Annotated in this window: 13 protein-coding genes; 7 read left to right on the forward strand and 6 right to left on the reverse strand. The window is 61.1% G+C overall.

The features are described 5' to 3' along the window. Positions 1 to 37: 37 nt before the first annotated feature. Positions 38 to 1024 carry a LysR family transcriptional regulator gene (locus ICI42_RS00720; protein WP_188162629.1) on the forward strand — a complete coding sequence of 329 codons (987 nt, stop codon included), beginning with the start codon at positions 38 to 40 and terminating at the stop codon, positions 1022 to 1024. A 141-nt stretch (positions 1025 to 1165) separates the two neighbouring features. Here the strand turns inward: ICI42_RS00720 and ICI42_RS00725 are convergent, their stop codons facing one another. Continuing rightward, on the reverse strand, positions 1166 to 2674 hold the full coding sequence (locus ICI42_RS00725) for an ABC transporter substrate-binding protein (protein WP_188162630.1): 1509 nt from the start codon (positions 2672 to 2674) through the stop codon (positions 1166 to 1168). A gap of 808 nt (positions 2675 to 3482) precedes the next feature. Next, a complete protein-coding gene (locus ICI42_RS00730; RefSeq protein ID WP_230980115.1) occupies positions 3483 to 4307 on the reverse strand; it encodes a LysR family transcriptional regulator in 825 nt (274 codons plus the stop codon). Positions 4308 to 4551: 244 nt separating this feature from the next. Between ICI42_RS00730 and ICI42_RS00735 the strand changes: the two genes are divergently transcribed. The 5 genes from ICI42_RS00735 to ICI42_RS00755 are packed head-to-tail and all read left to right on the forward strand — an operon-like array spanning position 4552 to position 9644. After that, positions 4552 to 5457, forward strand: a complete 906-nt coding sequence (locus ICI42_RS00735) for an ABC transporter substrate-binding protein (RefSeq protein ID WP_230980116.1) — start codon at positions 4552 to 4554, stop codon at positions 5455 to 5457. Between the two features lie 47 nt (positions 5458 to 5504). Beyond that, entirely contained in the window at positions 5505 to 6836 is a 1332-nt protein-coding gene (locus ICI42_RS00740) for an MATE family efflux transporter (protein ID WP_188162633.1), read from the forward strand. 26 nt (positions 6837 to 6862) lie between these two features. After that, the gene (locus ICI42_RS00745) at positions 6863 to 7828 is read left to right on the forward strand and encodes a FecCD family ABC transporter permease (protein ID WP_230980165.1); all 966 of its coding nucleotides are present in this window, start codon (positions 6863 to 6865) and stop codon (positions 7826 to 7828) included. Beyond that, the gene (locus tag ICI42_RS00750; RefSeq protein WP_188162635.1) at positions 7825 to 8847 is read left to right on the forward strand and encodes a FecCD family ABC transporter permease; all 1023 of its coding nucleotides are present in this window, start codon (positions 7825 to 7827) and stop codon (positions 8845 to 8847) included. Before ICI42_RS00745 ends, ICI42_RS00750 begins: the two co-directional genes overlap by 4 nt. Positions 8848 to 8849: 2 nt before the next feature. Continuing rightward, the gene (locus tag ICI42_RS00755; protein WP_188162636.1) at positions 8850 to 9644 is read left to right on the forward strand and encodes an ABC transporter ATP-binding protein; all 795 of its coding nucleotides are present in this window, start codon (positions 8850 to 8852) and stop codon (positions 9642 to 9644) included. Positions 9645 to 9763: 119 nt separating this feature from the next. Here the strand turns inward: ICI42_RS00755 and ICI42_RS00760 are convergent, their stop codons facing one another. After that, positions 9764 to 10402 carry a TetR/AcrR family transcriptional regulator gene (locus ICI42_RS00760; RefSeq protein WP_188162637.1) on the reverse strand — a complete coding sequence of 213 codons (639 nt, stop codon included), beginning with the start codon at positions 10400 to 10402 and terminating at the stop codon, positions 9764 to 9766. Between the two features lie 76 nt (positions 10403 to 10478). Between ICI42_RS00760 and ICI42_RS00765 the strand changes: the two genes are divergently transcribed. Then, a complete protein-coding gene (locus ICI42_RS00765; RefSeq protein ID WP_188162638.1) occupies positions 10479 to 11048 on the forward strand; it encodes a DUF2867 domain-containing protein in 570 nt (189 codons plus the stop codon). 32 nt (positions 11049 to 11080) lie between these two features. On the opposite strand, the gene ICI42_RS00770 is transcribed toward ICI42_RS00765, so the two are convergent. Genes ICI42_RS00770 through ICI42_RS00780 form a run of 3 tightly spaced genes read right to left on the reverse strand, consistent with a single transcriptional unit; the run spans position 11081 to position 16034 of the window. Then, a complete protein-coding gene (locus ICI42_RS00770; RefSeq protein ID WP_188162639.1) occupies positions 11081 to 12229 on the reverse strand; it encodes a DSD1 family PLP-dependent enzyme in 1149 nt (382 codons plus the stop codon). Beyond that, complete coding sequence (locus tag ICI42_RS00775; protein ID WP_188162640.1) at positions 12226 to 13962, reverse strand: hydantoinase B/oxoprolinase family protein; 1737 nt, start codon at positions 13960 to 13962, stop codon at positions 12226 to 12228. Before ICI42_RS00775 ends, ICI42_RS00770 begins: the two co-directional genes overlap by 4 nt. After that, positions 13959 to 16034: a hydantoinase/oxoprolinase family protein gene (locus tag ICI42_RS00780; RefSeq protein WP_188162641.1), complete on the reverse strand. Its 2076-nt coding sequence runs from the start codon at positions 16032 to 16034 to the stop codon at positions 13959 to 13961. The genes ICI42_RS00775 and ICI42_RS00780 overlap by 4 nt, the downstream gene beginning before the upstream one ends. Positions 16035 to 16087: the final 53 nt, after the last annotated feature.

The following is a 16087-nucleotide window of genomic DNA, read 5'->3' on the forward strand; positions in this document are numbered from 1 at the left end:
AAAACCATCAGGAGCGATAAACAAGGCTGATACCTCTATGCTGGACCAGATCACGCATCTTTTTCGCCTGCGCACCATCCTCGAACAAGGCAGCCTGCGCCGCGCGTCCGAAAAGCTGAACGTGACCCAGCCGGCGCTGTCGCGCTCTCTGGCACAACTCGAGAAGTACTTCGGCCAACAGCTGGTCGAGCGCCACGCACGTGGGGTGAAAGCGACCCCTTTCGGGGAAAAGGTGCTGTCCGTTTCCAACCGCATCGAGCGCTATTGGGAAATCGCCGAGCACGAATTGCGCACCGAGGTAAGCGACGAAAAAACAGTGATGCGGATCGGCGGCGGCCCGGTCTGGCGATCGGGGATTTTGTCGAGCATTCTGACGGAACTGCAGATCCGCTATCCGCGCAATGTTATCGAATTTACCACATTGACCTATGGCAAGGCGCTGCAGGATCTGCGCGAGGGACGGCTGGACGTTGCCTTCGGGGGTGTCTTCAACGATGGCGGAAGCAGTCCGCGCTTCGAGCGCATTAAATTGACCGAGGTGACCAATCATGTGATGGCGCGGGAAGACCATCCGCTGTTGGCGGCTCAGGACCCGGACATTTCACCATCGAGCCTGCTGGCCTATCCGTGGATCGTCTATTCCGAACTGCCGGCCTATCGCGAGATCACCCAGCATACCGTCGCCGAACATATCGGCGGCATGCCCGACATCCGCTTTATCTGCCAAAACCTGCTTTCTGTGCTGACCATCCTGCAGCAGAGCGACTGTCTTTGCGTATTGCCCTCTCTGTCGGTGCAGGCGGTAAACTCGCCGCGCATCGTGCCAATACCCCTGCCCCTGCGACGCAGCACCGTCGATATCGGTATGATCTTCCGCACCGAGATCGGGGAATGGGGACCGATGAAGACGCTGCTCGAACTCTGCCGGCAAAAGTTTGACATCATCGAACAAGGGGAACTCGATCCGACGCATACCGGGACGGCCAGATCGCTGGTGGGCGAAACCGAGATCGGGCAACCCTGAGGCCGGCCTCTCGTGCCAATCGGTCAAGGCAGTCATCGCGTTCCTCGCGCCGGGCGGAGGGGACAGATCGGACATGGCTTCCATCAAACGAAGAAGGCGACCATTGCTGGCCGCCTTCTGGCTCGAACAGACTTGGGAGGACTATTCGGGTTTGGAGTAGTTGCGAATGGGTGAGACCACATTGGTGGTCTGCAGATCCACAACCGTTTCCTTATTGGTTAGATAGATGATGTCCCTGCGATACATTGGCGCATAATAAGCGTTCTCAACGAAGTACCGGCCGACGTCTTTGTAGAGCGCACTTTGCTCATCGCCGGAGGCATATTGAACCTTGTCGATGAGTTCGAGCAAGGCCGGATCGGCAACCTTGGAGGTATTCCAGGGGCTTTCCGGGAAGCCGAATTTGCGGATTTCCGACCACTCGCCCTGATAGCCGAACTGGAAGATATAGGCTGGGAACTTGCCGGAACGCAGCCCGGCAATCACGGCGTTCGGCGCCACCTTTTCCCACTTAACAGTGATGCCGACGTCTTTGAGCAACTTCTCCACGATCGGATTAAAGGCAGCATAGGTGCCTGTTTCCGGTAGGAGGAGTTCAAACCCATCGGGATAGCCTGCCTCGGCGATCAGGGCCTTGGCCGCCTTGGGATCAAAGGGATAAACCTCATCGAGCTCCGGCACATGGGCCTGGCTGGTGGAGGGGAAAATCTGATCCGACAAACGGCCATAGCCGAGATCGACGAATTTCAAAATGGATGCGCCATCGAAGGCCATGTTGAGGGCCTTGCGGACACGCAAATCGGCAAGGGCGGGCGTAATCTTGCCCTCGCGGTCGGCGATGATCAGTCCGAACCAGTCCACATCGACACGATTGAGCACGAGACCATTGGCTTCCGCATCGGCGACGGCGCGGGCGTCGCTGATGCCGGCATCGATCTGACCGGACTTGAGGGCATTGAGGCGCGCCACATTGTCATTGATCGGGGTAATGGTAACCCGCTCGAACGGGTAGTCGGCAGAGTTCCAGTAGTCGGGATTGCGATTGTAGACATATTGGCGGCCGGCAATCGACGTTGCGGCATCGTAGGTATAAGGGCCCGAACCGATCGGAGCATTGGCTGAGCCCTCGACGCCCAGCGTGACGGGCGAGGCCATCGCGCCGCCCACAACCGCCAGGTTTTGCAGCAGGCCGGGATCGGGTTCCTCGAGGTGAAGCTTGACCTCCGTGGGCGAAACGACCTCGATTTGGGAGATCGAAGCGACCATAAAGCTGTTCTGTCCCGCGCCGTTCTTGAGATATTCAAGGTTCGCCTTCACCGCTTCGCCGTCGAAAGGCGTGCCGTCAGTAAAGGTGATGCCCTCGCGCAGCTTCAAGGTGAGGACGCTGTTGTCTGCATTATAGCTATACTCGGTCGCCATATTGGGGCCGATATCGCCATTGGGTTCGCGCACCAGCAGCGTATCGAAAACAGGCGACCAGTACTGGAGTTGATGGCCGATCATCAGTTGTGCGCGGTCGAAGCTTACGTTGTCGATGGTCGCGGCAAGAGCCAGCGTATCTGCATCGTTCGCCACTTGAGCCAGGGCCACTGGCGCTACGCCTAACATAAGAGCGCCGGCCAGAACGGCAGACAGAAAACGCTTGTCCATAGTGTATCCTCCCGTCGCCGCCCGCTTTGCCGGGTTCGGCTTTCTGTTCGACCTAGCAGGCCGAGTGATAAACGAGAAATGCAATTAGCTGCACAAGCGATAACTATATTTGATGGCATATTGAGATGGCTAGGCTCTGTGGCGGCAGAGTTGCGATGTCCTGCACATTTCGCAGCCGGCAACGTCATACTTTAGGCTGCTGTCCGGCAACCTATACGCGGTAGGACCATTAACGCGCATCGCCCAGCCCAATGATCTAGCGGCACTGATAGCACGCGAGTTGGGTAGATCATCGATCCAACTTAGCAGTCCCAACGATGGACAGAGAGGCAGTTCCTCTGGCCCTCGAACTACGATCAGTGATTGCAGTTCCAGACTGCATTTTATGCGAGTTAACCGGCTTCAGATCATAACCTCGATAAGACCAAGGTGACGATTAGAACTGCGGTACGTGCTGACGAATTTTGTCTTCAATGATGGGCTTGTCTCGACCACACCGGAACGACGCCGCTTCGTTTGACAACTGCCGTGCCCGTTCGTTTGCGCAGCCGCCTTCGCTGGCAGAGACATAGCCTACCACGCACGCGCCACCACCATTGGGTTGATGCGCAGAAAGCGCCGCCGGTTGAGACTGGCCGGTTGCGTGCCGGCGAGGATTGTCTCGGTTAATGATGGCGAGAGAAAAGCTCCATCGAGGCACAATCACGAGCGAGCGCCCTACTCGGACCTCGTGGGTCTATCTCCATCTCCAAATGCCAAGCGAAAACCAAGAAACTACCAACCGCCAATGCGGCATTAGGTCTGTCCGTCAAAACCGTGCGGTCTCAAGCCATGCCCTGAAACTCACCCCCAGAGGTGACGTTGGAGCGCGCTGCAGAAAATAGACGCCGACGTTAGCCATGATATTGGGTTTGAGCATGACCAATTGCCCGCTCCTCAGTTCGCTTTCGACAAATTCCGGGCTTGCCTGGGCGACACCAAGACCGGATAGGCATGCGTCGATCGATGCCTCGTCGGTATCAAGGGAGATGGTACCATGGCGTGGTTGGAATTGGATTCCTGCTGCGGCGCTCCATCGGTGCCACGACCAGGCATCCTCTGTGTCTAAAAGCAGAGGCAGGCTCAAAATGCTCTCCGATGAAGGGTCCCTTCCTATCATGGTGAGCAAGCGAGGGGCACAGACGGCCACCGTTGTGTCGCGCAAGACGATATCGTCTGTCTGCGAGGGCGCATCGGTGCGCCGATAGATGATGCTGACATCGGATTTTTCGGACGCGCCGAGCGATAGGGAGCGGAGGGCGATATCCGTGTGCAGTTCGCTGAACGACGGCAGGCGGGGGATCAGCCAGCGGCGGACAAAGGTGATTGGAGCATTGATCACCAATTTTGAGGACTGCGGTGCCAGCGTCCTGGCGCCTTCGTCCAGCATGGCCAGGGACGAATTGACGTAAGACAGAAAACGCGTACCGGCTTCCGTCAGCACGATGGCATTGTGCGATCGTACAAACAGCGCAACGCCCAAACTATCCTCAAGCGTCTTCACCTGGCGACTGACCGCGCCGGGCGTGACGTTCAATTGCCTGGCCGCATCGGTCAGGCTGCCGAAGCGTGCCGCGGCTGCGAATGCCGGCAAGGCCCGCAGATGTGGAAGCTGGGAAAAGACTGCATGCGTTTTTTTCATTCAGGCGTGCAAAGCTTTCGATTGCGAACGTGATCATCATCACAATATCCATCTAAACATGATCAGGCCACTCAGAATTATGAAGCCTGGATTTCTAACGTCACACCGCTGCAGAGGAGAGAATATGGCAGATCATCGTCTTGTCGCGCGATGGCCAGTTCAGGCTAGTCGATTTATTCTTGGCACAGCATTCGTCATGCTGACAGCAGCCTCATCGCTGGCCGCCGATGGCTCTTTTGTGGATGATCGCGGAATCGCCGTCGCCGTTCCCGAGGGTGTACATCGCATCGCCTCCGTGTCCTATTTCGCAGCGGACGTCGCCTTGGCCCTAGGACTCAAGCCGGTGGCCTCGACCTATATGGTGCAGGGCCGCAATCCTGATTTCCTGTCCGACTATATGGCGGACGTGCCTGAGATCGGTCAGCGCGCCACACCCAACCTGGAACTGCTCGCCCAGGCCAAACCAGATGTCATCGTCGCCATGCGCCGGTATACCGAAGGCAATGCGCCGCAGTATCAGGCCATCGCTCCCTATCTGGCCTACAATCTGGAGCTTTATTCCGACAGCGACCGCACCATCATGCAGGTGGCCACCATGCTGGGTAAGCAGGATCGCGCCAAGCAGCTCAATGACGATTTCAAAACGCATATTGAAGAGATCGCCGCCCAGGCGCCACAGGGTGTGCATCCCAGATTTCAGATCATGTGGGGCGGCGACGCACCCTGGACCTTTTACTCCGAAAACATGACGGCAGCGATCCTCACCGCCATCGGTGGCGAGAACATCGCCGGCCACAATCCGACGCCCCATATTCCGGACAATTTCGGCCTGGAAATGAGTCTCGAAGCCGATCCTGACGTGATCTTCGTCTATGATTACGGTCCAGATCGCCCTCACGAGGGCAACCCGATCTGGCAACAGCTTTCGGCGGTCAAGAACGGTCGCGTCTACTATGTGGGTGACGAATGGGTGGAAGCCCACGGGCCTATCGCCCGTGAATTGGTGCTGCGCGAAGCCGCTCATTACCTCTACCCCGAGACATTCGCCATGCCTGATATCAAGGCGGAAGCTGAAAAGATCATCCCTGACGTTCTGAACTAGCCCCAAGCGGCGGATGGCCAAGTGCCGTTCGCCCGATCGGATTTGACGTGAATACATCCGCCCCCACTTTCCATGAAGCACGCCGAATTGTCGGGCTGGCCGTGCCGCTGGCCTTGGTGCAACTCGCCCAGGTTGCCATTTCCACGACAGACATCATCATGCTGGGCTGGTTCGGCGGGGAGGCGCTGGCGGCGGGGGCTTTGGGGTTTTTCTGCTTCAATCTGCTGCGCACCATGGGCTTTGGGCTCATCGTGGGCACGTCCAACCTCGTGGCTGCGGATAAGTCCGCCGGCATTCGCGGGGAGTACCTCGCGGGAGGCCTCTTGCTCGGCACTGCAGCGGCCCTGCTTGCCGGTATCGTTGTGGCGTTGGGCGGCAGAGCCCTGCCCTTGCTTGGCCAGGACGCGCACGTCGCCGCTATGGCGGCGCAATATCTACTGCTGATTGCGCCGGGCTATCTGCCGCTCTTCTGGTTCTACGCCTATCGCGGCGTGGTCGTTGGGCGTCGCAAATCTGGCGCCCTGCTGGCCATCACGCTGGCAACAATCGTCGTCAATGCTGCCCTTGATTACGGCTTCATATATGGCGTTTTCGGCCTGCCCGCGCTTGGCGCGCCGGGGGTGGCTTTAGCCAGCACTATTGCCTATTTTTTGCAGTTCATCGCCATAGCCGCAATAACCCACGGGCTGATGTCGTTCATCGCTCCACGGCAGGTCCGGCAAACGGTCCGGCGTTTGCTCAAAACCGGCATTCCGACTGCCGCCTCATACGGCTCGGAGGCCGGCTTTACCGTGGTTCTGACGCTGATGATCGGGTCGTTTGGCGCCGCGGCCCTGGCCGGTCATGCCGTCGTCAACCAGGTAACCTATGTCGTCTTCATGCTTTGCATCGGTCTGTCACACGCTACCTCCGTGGGTGTCAGCGAAGGCGTCGGTGGACGCGACCCCGATGCAGTCATGCGTGCCGGCCGGAGCGGCCTGCTCGTCGTGGCCATTACCATGACACTCTTCTCGATCGGATGGCTCCTTGCACCGACCCAGGTTCTGGCCCTGTTTTCACTGTCGAATCCCCAAGACGCGGCAGCGGTCGTCGCGCTCTCTCTGCTGCCCATTGCCGCGATCATGCAGATATTCGACGGCTTACAGAATGTCGGCATCGGTGCCCTGCGGGGTATCAATCGTGCCGGTCGCGGCTTCTGGGTCACAGTCATCGGCTACTGGTTCATCGGCATTCCCACCGCCGTCATTTTTGGGTTTTTCCTGCACGGTGGCCCAGTCGGTGTCTGGTGGGGCCTGGCGATCGGCCTGATGGCTACGGCGTTGGGCATGACTGTAATCTTCGAGAGGGACGGTCGCTATGCGGCCATTGCGGCAGTATGAAGCGTGCCACACTCTTGGTCGGTGGAATGCTGCTGGTGTCCATAGTCATCGGCTTTCTCGGCCTGCTCGTCGGCGCCAAGCCGATGACTTTGGATGCTGCTCTTCGCGCTGTTGCCGCACCCAATGTCGGTACTGACGGCATTATCGTCTGGACCCTGCGGTTTCCACGCAGCATTGCCGCCTTCCTCGTCGGGTCCGGTCTGGCGGTGTCCGGCTATCTGCTCCAATCGATCACCCGCAACCCGCTGGCCGCGCCGGACCTGACCGGGGCGACCGCCGGCGCAGTCGTCGTTATCGTGAGTTGCTTCGTCTTCCTGCCGAGCTTGTCCTCGGTCTACTATGCCCCCATCGGGTTCGTGGGCGCGCTTAGCGCATCTGCCCTCACCTTCTGGGTCTCCCGGGGCGGCACCGCATCGCCGCTCCACCTGGCGCTGGGCGGCGTTACCATTTCGCTGTTTCTGGCTGGCATCACGACCTATGTGCTCTTGCTGGGCGGTCCACAATCGCCCTCGGTGATGTTCTGGTTGTCCGGTGGGCTGCAGGGCCGGTCCTGGAATCATGTTCTGTTCATGCTGCCCTGGATCGGCATTGGTATCGGAGGTGCGCTCGTCTGCAGCCGCGCCATTCAGTTGCTGGCCCTGGGCGATGAAGTGGCCGCAGGCATGGGCCTCCGCCTCGGCTTCTTCAAGGCCGCCTTGCTGGTGCTCGCTATTCTTCCCGTCGCCGGCGCAACGCCGATTGCCGGGCCCATTGCATTTATCGGCTTGGCTGTTCCTCATGTCGTCCGCCTGCTCCGGGTCGGCGGGCCTGCAGTGACTATAGCCGTCAACGTCGCCCTTGGCGGTATGGTGTTGTTGATCGCGGACATCCTGGCCCGGACAATCGCCGCGCCGCGTGAACTGCCAATCGGCATTCTCACCGCGATCATTGGCGGCCCCGTCTTCATCTATCTGGCGCAGCGGCGGTCTTTTCTGGCGGGAGAAGCCAGATGACCCTCATCCGCAATGAATGGCGCCTACTCGTTCTGGGACCGACGCTGTTGCTGATCGTCCTTGCCGCGATTTTCCTCGGCGTGGTCAACATGCCCCCTGCAGAGGTGCTCAACGTGCTGCTTGGATATGGCAGCATGGATGCGAGCCTGATCATCGGCGATATCCGTATGCCGCGTGTGCTGACCGGGGTGCTCGCAGGCATCCACTTCGCCCTTGCCGGCCTGCTGCTGCAGACCATCACCCGCAATCCGCTGGCCGACCCATCCATCATGGGCGTATCGCAGGGTGCCACCCTGGCGGTGACCATCTTCCTTTTCCTGACCGTCTATATGTTCAACAACGATCCCAACATCCTTTATCGTCTGCCGGTGCAATGGTTGCCGCTGGTCGGATGCGTCGGTGGCGGGGCGGCTGGTGCAGGGGTATATTTCCTGGCTTTCCGTCACGGCCTGAGCCCCCTCCGGGTGACCCTTTGCGGTATCGCAGTCGGCGCTGTGCTTCACGCCGCGGCCATGGGAGTCATTTCCGGCTGGGGCACGGCACGTCTTGAAATCGTCATGCAGTGGCTGTCGGGAAGCCTCTATGCGCGAAGCTGGGACCACGTCCTGTTCCTGGTGCCCTTCACGCTGCTCGGACTTGTCGCTCTGCCTTTTATGACCCGGCCGATCGGGCTGCTGCGTTTCGAGGAAGATGTCGCCCGCTCGTTTGGTCTCGCCTATCGGCGTCAGTTCAGCCTGGTTCTGCTTCTGGCGTGCGGTCTCGCGGCAAGCGCCGCGGGTGCGGTGGGGCCATTGATTTTCGTCGGCCTCGTCGTCCCGCATCTGGCGCGGTTTATCGCCGGCCCGCGCACGAGCCTCATCATGCCTATGACGATCATTCTGGGCGCAGGCCTCGTCACGCTCGGCGACCTCATCGGCCGGCTCGTGGGTGGACCTGAAGAAATCCCGATCGGCGTCGTAACTGCTATCGGAGGCGCACCTGTCCTGCTCGCCCTGTTGCGCCGAACTGTCCGAGGATAACTATGTCCCTGCTCTGCCAGAACCTTTCAGTGCGGTACGGCCAGCGACAGGCGCTGACCGACCTTTCCGTTTCGATCATACCTGGGGAGATCGTCTGCCTCATTGGCCCGAATGGGTCAGGCAAGAGCACGGCATTGCGATCGCTTGCCGGACTCACCCGTCCGCATGCAGGCCGCGTTCAACTGGACGGTCGTCCCATGGACCAGTGGCGCCGTCGCGAGTTGGCCAAACGCTTGTCCTTCCTGCCGCAAGCGCCCATCGCTCCCGATGAGCTCAGCGTTGAAGATTTGGCACGCCAGGGGCGCTATTCCCATGTCGGCCTGTTCCGCAACCACTCGCCCGAAGACGCCCATGCGGTGGCCTGGGCGTTGGATGCCACCGGCACGTCATCATTTGCCCAGCGGGGCCTGCGCGAGTTGTCCGGCGGCGAAAGGCAGCGAGCCTGGATTGCCGCCGCCTTGGCACAGGAGGCCGGCATCCTGCTACTCGACGAACCGACATCCTTCCTGGATATCGGTCATCAGGTCGAGGTGCTTGAGCTCATCTGCACACTAAGCCGTGAACGCGGCGTGACGGTCATCTTGGCCATTCACGACATCAACCAGGCCATGATGGTAGGCGATCGCATTCTGTTGCTTGAAGGGGGTCGTTTGCGTTTCGACGGCAGGGCGCAAGACCTGGCCGGCAGTGGCCTGATTGAGAGCGCCTTTAACGTTCGCGGGGCCTTCGTCAAACTCGGTGATGGAACAGTTCCACATTTCGACATCGACCTTCGTCGAACACCTACCGGACAATAAGCGAATGCAGAGGCGCTTCGCGCCCATGTCAGTCGTTCGCCACCTGGGCCGAAAGCCCAAGCACCTGTCAACGCTGGTCGCCGACGTCGGCATTCACCTGACGACCGGCCTCTCACCATTCAAGCGTGTTCAGCAATCATTCCGTTCACCAGACGGGCAGCTACCCGCTCTGTGAGGTCGTCAGTCTCGATCAACGTTTCAATCTGGCGCAGACGGTCAAGCTCTAGCAGCGTATAGCCGTGCAGCATCGACCAGACGGTGACCACTGCTGCTGACAGGTCGTCGGGATCGTTGGGATCGATCGTGAACGCACCAGTGCGGCCTCCCCGCTCAAGCAACTCTTTGAGGACTTGGCGAGCGCCATCGGCTGCGCGATGCAATTCCGGTGCGATACCACCATCGGCGTCACGCACATCCTTGCCGACCATCAGACCGTAGCGCGAGCGGTTGCTGAGAGCGAACTTCACGAAAGCTCGCACCAAAGCACGCAAACCGGCCACGGGATCTTCTTCCTGTGATACGGTGCAGTCTATGGTGTCCCGTAGGGCGTCGTACCCGGCCGCGCCGATCGCCACGAGCAGCGCCGCCTTATCCGCGAAGTGCCGAATGTGCGCGTTGTGGCTCACCCCGGCGCGCCGGGCTACTTCACGCAGGGAAAAGCTCCAGGAATTGGTTTCGGCCATCAATGCGAGCGCGGCTTCGATCAGCGTCTGGCGCAATCCCTGGCTTCGCGATGGAGGTGAGTTGGTCGTAAGCATCCACAACCCTCCAACATCATGTTGACATTGTCAACTGATTGCGCTTAGTTGGCAGTGTCAACAAAGGAGCCACAGAATGGCCGCCCCCCGCAACCAAGCGACTTTCATTCGTAAGCTGCGCGCTCCCGTGTCGGAATCCGCAATCGCCTCCTGGTACGCAGAGGCAGATTTGCTTGACAGTTATGCAGTGACAATCGACCGGCAGATTACGACGAGTGTACACGGGCTCGTCGTGCAAACTCTGGCATCGCATCCGACATGGTTGCAGGCACTCTTTCATTTGCGCGACGCGCTGGTCCGGCCGTTCGGCGTCATGACCACCAAGGTCATGAAGGATGCTGCTCAGCCGCATGAACGCATCGATTTTTTCCGCATCCAGAGCGAGACGCCCGATGAGATCATCCTCGGCGACGACGACCGGCACCTGAACTTCCGCGTGTCCTTTTTGAAGCGCACAGGCCCGAACGGGACGGAGGTCATTGCGACGACTGTTGTCCATATCAATAATGGGTTCGGGCGCTTCTACATCTCCCTCATCGCGCCGTTTCACCGCCTTGTCGTCCGCAAGTCACTGAAGCGCCTTGCGCAGACATTGGCTGGCGAACACGATCCGATTTGCCCTGCCTTGGGAATCCCAATTCCTTAAATCGTCACCACGCCCTAGGCATTAAACGCCATTCAATCTGAACGGCCGCGACCTTCTATTGGCCATATCGCTTCTAGTCGGTCGCGGCGTACGAGGTGGATTACATCATGGAGATTAGCCGTGGGGTCACAATGAGGCACAGTGCATTCAATGTGGCTGCCAACGGGCGGCGGTGAGACCCCCTCATGCGGCACCAGCTTGCCAAATTCATCGCCCACCCAAACGATTATGCCAATTTCTTTGCCGTCCAGGAAGGCACGAGGCTGCGGGCCGTCGATAGCAAAACTCTTGCTGCCACCGTCAGTGATCGCCTCGCCTTTGGAATTATGGGCAATGACGGTGACGGCAACAAACATGGAGAAGTCGAAAACCGGCCCGTTTCCTGCGTCCAAGTCTACCGGCCGGTATCCCTCATCCATGAACACATAGGAGCCTGCCTGAACCTCGGTCAAAAGCTGGTCCTGGAAGTCGAGCGCGTGGCTGCCGGTCCCGCCGCCGGTGACAATTTTCGGCGCGAAACCGGCCTTGGCCAGGGCAGCGACGATGGCGGCTAGCCGCTCATTCGCGGCGCCGTTGACCCGGCGGCGCTCGTCTTGCGAATGCACGTGCTGCGCATGCCCGGCATAGGCCTGCACGCCGGCATAGTTCAGCCCGGCCTCGCTGGCGATCATCCGTGCCAACGCCACGGCTTCCTCCGGCGTGGTGACACCGGTGCGGCCAAGGCCCGTGTCACAATCGACGAGCACCGCGATCGTCGTCCCCGACGCACGCGCAGCCGCGGCAAAGTCTGCAACCAGCCCGGCGCGATCGACCACCACCGTAAGCTCGCAGCCCAGCGCCGCCGCCTGCGCCAGACGAAGGATCTTGCGTGGGCTCGCTACCGGCGCGGTCAGCATGAGAGGATTAATGCCAGCCTCAAACAGGGCCAGCAGTTCCCCTGGTTTTGCACAAGCAATACCGAGTGCCCCGGCAGCAAGCTGCGCCTTGGCGATGCTAGCGCATTTGTGTGTCTTGGCATGGGGGCGCAACCCGATACCTGCTTCGTTGGCGAGCGCAGCCAAGGTTGCGACGTTCCTTTCGAAAGCGGTTGCGTCCAACAAGAGCGCTGGTGTCTCAAGCGTAGCCCGACTTCCGGCGATACCTATCAGTCCAACATTAAGCGCGCCGACGCCTTTGTTCATGCCACCGCTCCCTGCAGATTTTCAGCACGCAAGGCGCGCGTTGCAGCCTCGTCTACGGCAAGCGTAGCAGGATCGATCGCAACGCCATAGTCGCGCGCCGCGCCGACAACCGAGACCTTCCCCTCGATCACGTCGGCCAGCACCCGAGCCGGCTCACGCTCGAATGCTTCGCCGAAGCCGCCTCCGCCCGCGCCGACCAGCCGGAAGATGTCGCCGGCATGGGCCGTGAAGGCATGCATCGGCATGGCCGGCAGCATGTGTTCGCTACCGTCCGCCGCCACGAGAATGTGCGCGGAGGGCGCTCCACAGCTGCCGCCATCAATGCCGAAGGGCGGGTGGTCACGACGGTCGCCGCGCAGGTTGAAGCCGGTTTCCTGCTGGAAACGGAATTCGCGGATGAAGGCCAGCCCGCCGCGATTGCGTCCCGCGCCCCCGGAATCCGTCACGAAGCCGTAGCGCACGATCTCGACCGGCATCTCCGCCTCGATCATTTCGACCGGCTGATTGGAGATGTTGGCGGCCGGGTTGGAGATGCCCTCGATGCCGTCGCGGTCGGCGCGTGCGCCCCAGGTACCGACAAGCATCTCGTTGAGCACGAACTGCCGGCCTTGATGAGTCCCACCGGCAGCCATCAGGAACGGCCCGCCCTCCGAGCCGCCGACGGCGCGCTCCGGCACGACCTTGGCCAGGGCCTGCATGATCGTGTCGAAGACGCGGTAGCCAACGACGCCGCGCGCGCCGCAGGCAGCGGGAAACAGCGGATTGAGCAGGCTACCTTCCGGCGCGCGAACGGTGATCGGCTTCAGATAGCCGTCGCAATTGGGGATGTCGCGGCGCGACAGGCACCGAATGGCGGTGAAGGCGGCGGATTCCGGCAGCGAGATCGGACAGTTGATGCTGGCTGCCACCTGATCGGAGGTACCGGCAAAGTCGATGTCGATCGTGTCGTCGGCGATGGTCACCGTGGCGCGGATACGGATCGGGACCGGATTGTCGCCCAGTCCGTCGAGATAGTCCTCGCCGACATAGACGCCATTGGGCAACTCGCGGATCGTCTCGCGCATCATTGCCTCGGCGTGGTCGTGTAGCGCCTGCACATAGATGGGAAAATCGGCGCCGTACCGTTCGACCAGTGCGATCAGGCCCTTTTCGGCCGTGGTGCAGGCGGCGATCTGAGCGCGCAGGTCGCCTAGCACCTCGACAGGCTGACGCGTGTTGGATTCGATCAAGCCAAGCAGCGTTCGATTTGGCTGACCTGCTTCATGCAGCTTCATCAGCGGAATGCGCAGCCCTTCCTGCTGGATTTCTGTGGCGTAGATGGCGACGCTGCCCGGCACGATGCCGCCGAGGTCTGTGTGGTGGGCAACAGTCGCGGCGAAACCCGCCAGCGCGCCATCGTTGAAGATCGGCTTCAGGACATAGACGTCTGGCAGGTGTTGCCCACCCGAGCCATAGGGGTCATTGGTGATGAAGATGTCGCCGGGCGCCATGTTATCGCCGAAGCGTTCCTTCAGGAAACGCATGACGCGTGGAAACGAGCAGAGCTGGATTGGCAGGGTAAGGCCTTGCGCGATGACGCGGCCATCCGGATCGCAAAGGCCGGTGGAGTAGTCCATGATGTCGCGCACAACGGGTGAATAAGCGCTGCGCATGATGATCAGCGCCATCTCATCGGCAATAGACGACAAGCCGTTTCGAATGACTTCTAGCGTGATCGGATCGATGCGTTTCATGAAGTGACCTCGATCTCAATGTTACCGACGGCGTCGAGCCGAGCGGAAGCTTTGGGCGGGACGACACAGGTGCAGTCGTAGTCCTCGATGATGAACGGCCCTGACCGTGGCCTCAGGTCGAGCGCCTCGCGGCCGATGACGGGCGTCATGGCGGGCTCGCGGTCAAATGTGACCAGCCGGTCGCGGCGCACGAAAGCGGGCGCGGGTGCGAAACGCGTGATGTTCGACGCCGTGGGCACGCGCACATTCATCCGCGCATTGACGATCTGCACCGGGTCGTTGGTGGAGCGGTGACCATAGGTGCGCTCATGTTCGCGATGGAACCCCTCGACAAGCGCGTCAACGGCGCCGCTGCCGGCTTCGCCGGCTATGTTCAGCTCATAGGCCTGCCCGAAATAGCGCAGGTCGGCACTGAAGCGGAACTCGGCCAGCGCGGTGTCGTAACCGTCGGCCGCTAGCGCCGCGACGGCGCGGGCTCGAAGCTCCGCTTTGAGGCATGGCAACCGGTCCGCATCGAGCCGTGCGGCGTCGGCCAGCAGCGGCTGGACAAATTCCTGTTCGACATCGGAGCGCAGCAGGCCGAAGCCGGAGAACACACCGGCTGCCAGCGGCACCACAATGCTGCGGATGCCGAGAGCCGACGCGATATCCGCAGCCACCACCGGACCGTTGCCGCCGAAAGCCACCAGTGTGAAGTCGCGCGGGTCGCGTCCGCGATAGGTCGAGACCGCCTTGACCGCGCGCGTCATGGTGGAGACGGCGAGCGTCAGCACGCCGCGCGCGGTGGTCAGCAGGTCCTGGCCGAGCGGATCGGCGATCTGGCTGCGCAGCGCGGCCCGGCCAGCCTCGGCATCGACCTTGATGGAGCCGCCGGCCAGCGTCACATCGTTGATATAGCCCAGGGTGACGAAGACGTCGGTGAGCGTCGCGCGCGTACCGCCCCGGCCGTAGCAGACCGGGCCCGGCAGCGCGCCGGCGCTTTCGGGGCCAACCGTGACGCGGCCTAGACCGTCAAGCGACACGAGACTGCCGCCTCCTGCGCCAATCTCCGACACGTCGATGAAAGGCATTTTGATCGGGTAGCCGCCCCCCTTGACCAGCTTACTGGACAGGTTGATGCCTGCGCCGACCTCGTATTCGTCGGTCCGCGCAGCCTCACCGTTCTCGATCAGGGCCGCCTTGGCGGTGGTGCCGCCCATGTCGAAGGAGATGATGTTGGCGCCACGGTCCTCGCCGCGCACCAGCCGGGCGCAGGCGATGACGCCCGCTGCCGGTCCTGACTCGACCAGCGAGGCAGCGCGCTTGACGGATGCTGCCAGCCGCATGATGCCGCCGCCGGAATGCATCATCTCGATCGGCGCCGTCACGCCGATTTCCGTCAGCCGGCCCGCCAGCGCGTCGGCATAGTTGCGAATGACGGGGCCGACATAGGCGTTCACCACGGCCGTCGACGTGCGCTCGTATTCGCGGATTTCGGGCAGGATTTCCGAGCCCCGGCAGATGTAGACGCCATCGCCAAGGACGTCGCGCAGAATCTCCTCGGTTCGGATTTCGTGCACAGCGTTGGCATAGGCGTGCAGATAGCTGATGGCGACCGCCTCGACCCGCTCGACCCGAAAACGCTCGGCGGCGCGCACGACGTCGTCCTCATTCAGGGAAATCCGCACTTTTCCATCCGGCCCCAGGCGTTCGTTGACTTCCAGCCGCAGCCGGCGGGGCACCAAAGGTGGTGGCTTGTCGTATTGGAGGTCGTAAAGAACCGGAACGCGCAGGCGGCGCAGTTCCAGCACGTCGCGGAAACCCGCTGTGGTGATAAGACCGGTCAGCGCCCCCTTGAATTCGAGGATCGTGTTGGTGGCGACGGTGGTGGCATGCACAATGACGCTGATCGCCTGCGGATCGATACCGAGGTCGTGGATCAACGCGCCCAGCCCGTTGGCGATGCCGCGGCTGTAATCGTCGGGCGTCGAGGCGACCTTACGGATTGCGACGGTGCCGGAATCATCGACCAGAGCCAAGTCGGTGAACGTGCCGCCAATGTCGATGCCAATGCGATAGCTGGAGGTTGTCATGCAATGAAACTCTTCAGGCCGGGAAGGATGGGCGGGTAGCGACGGCTGTCGCA

The sequence above is a fragment of the Oryzicola mucosus genome, assembly GCF_014534685.1.
Taxonomy (GTDB): Bacteria; Pseudomonadota; Alphaproteobacteria; order Rhizobiales; family Rhizobiaceae; genus Oryzicola; species Oryzicola mucosus.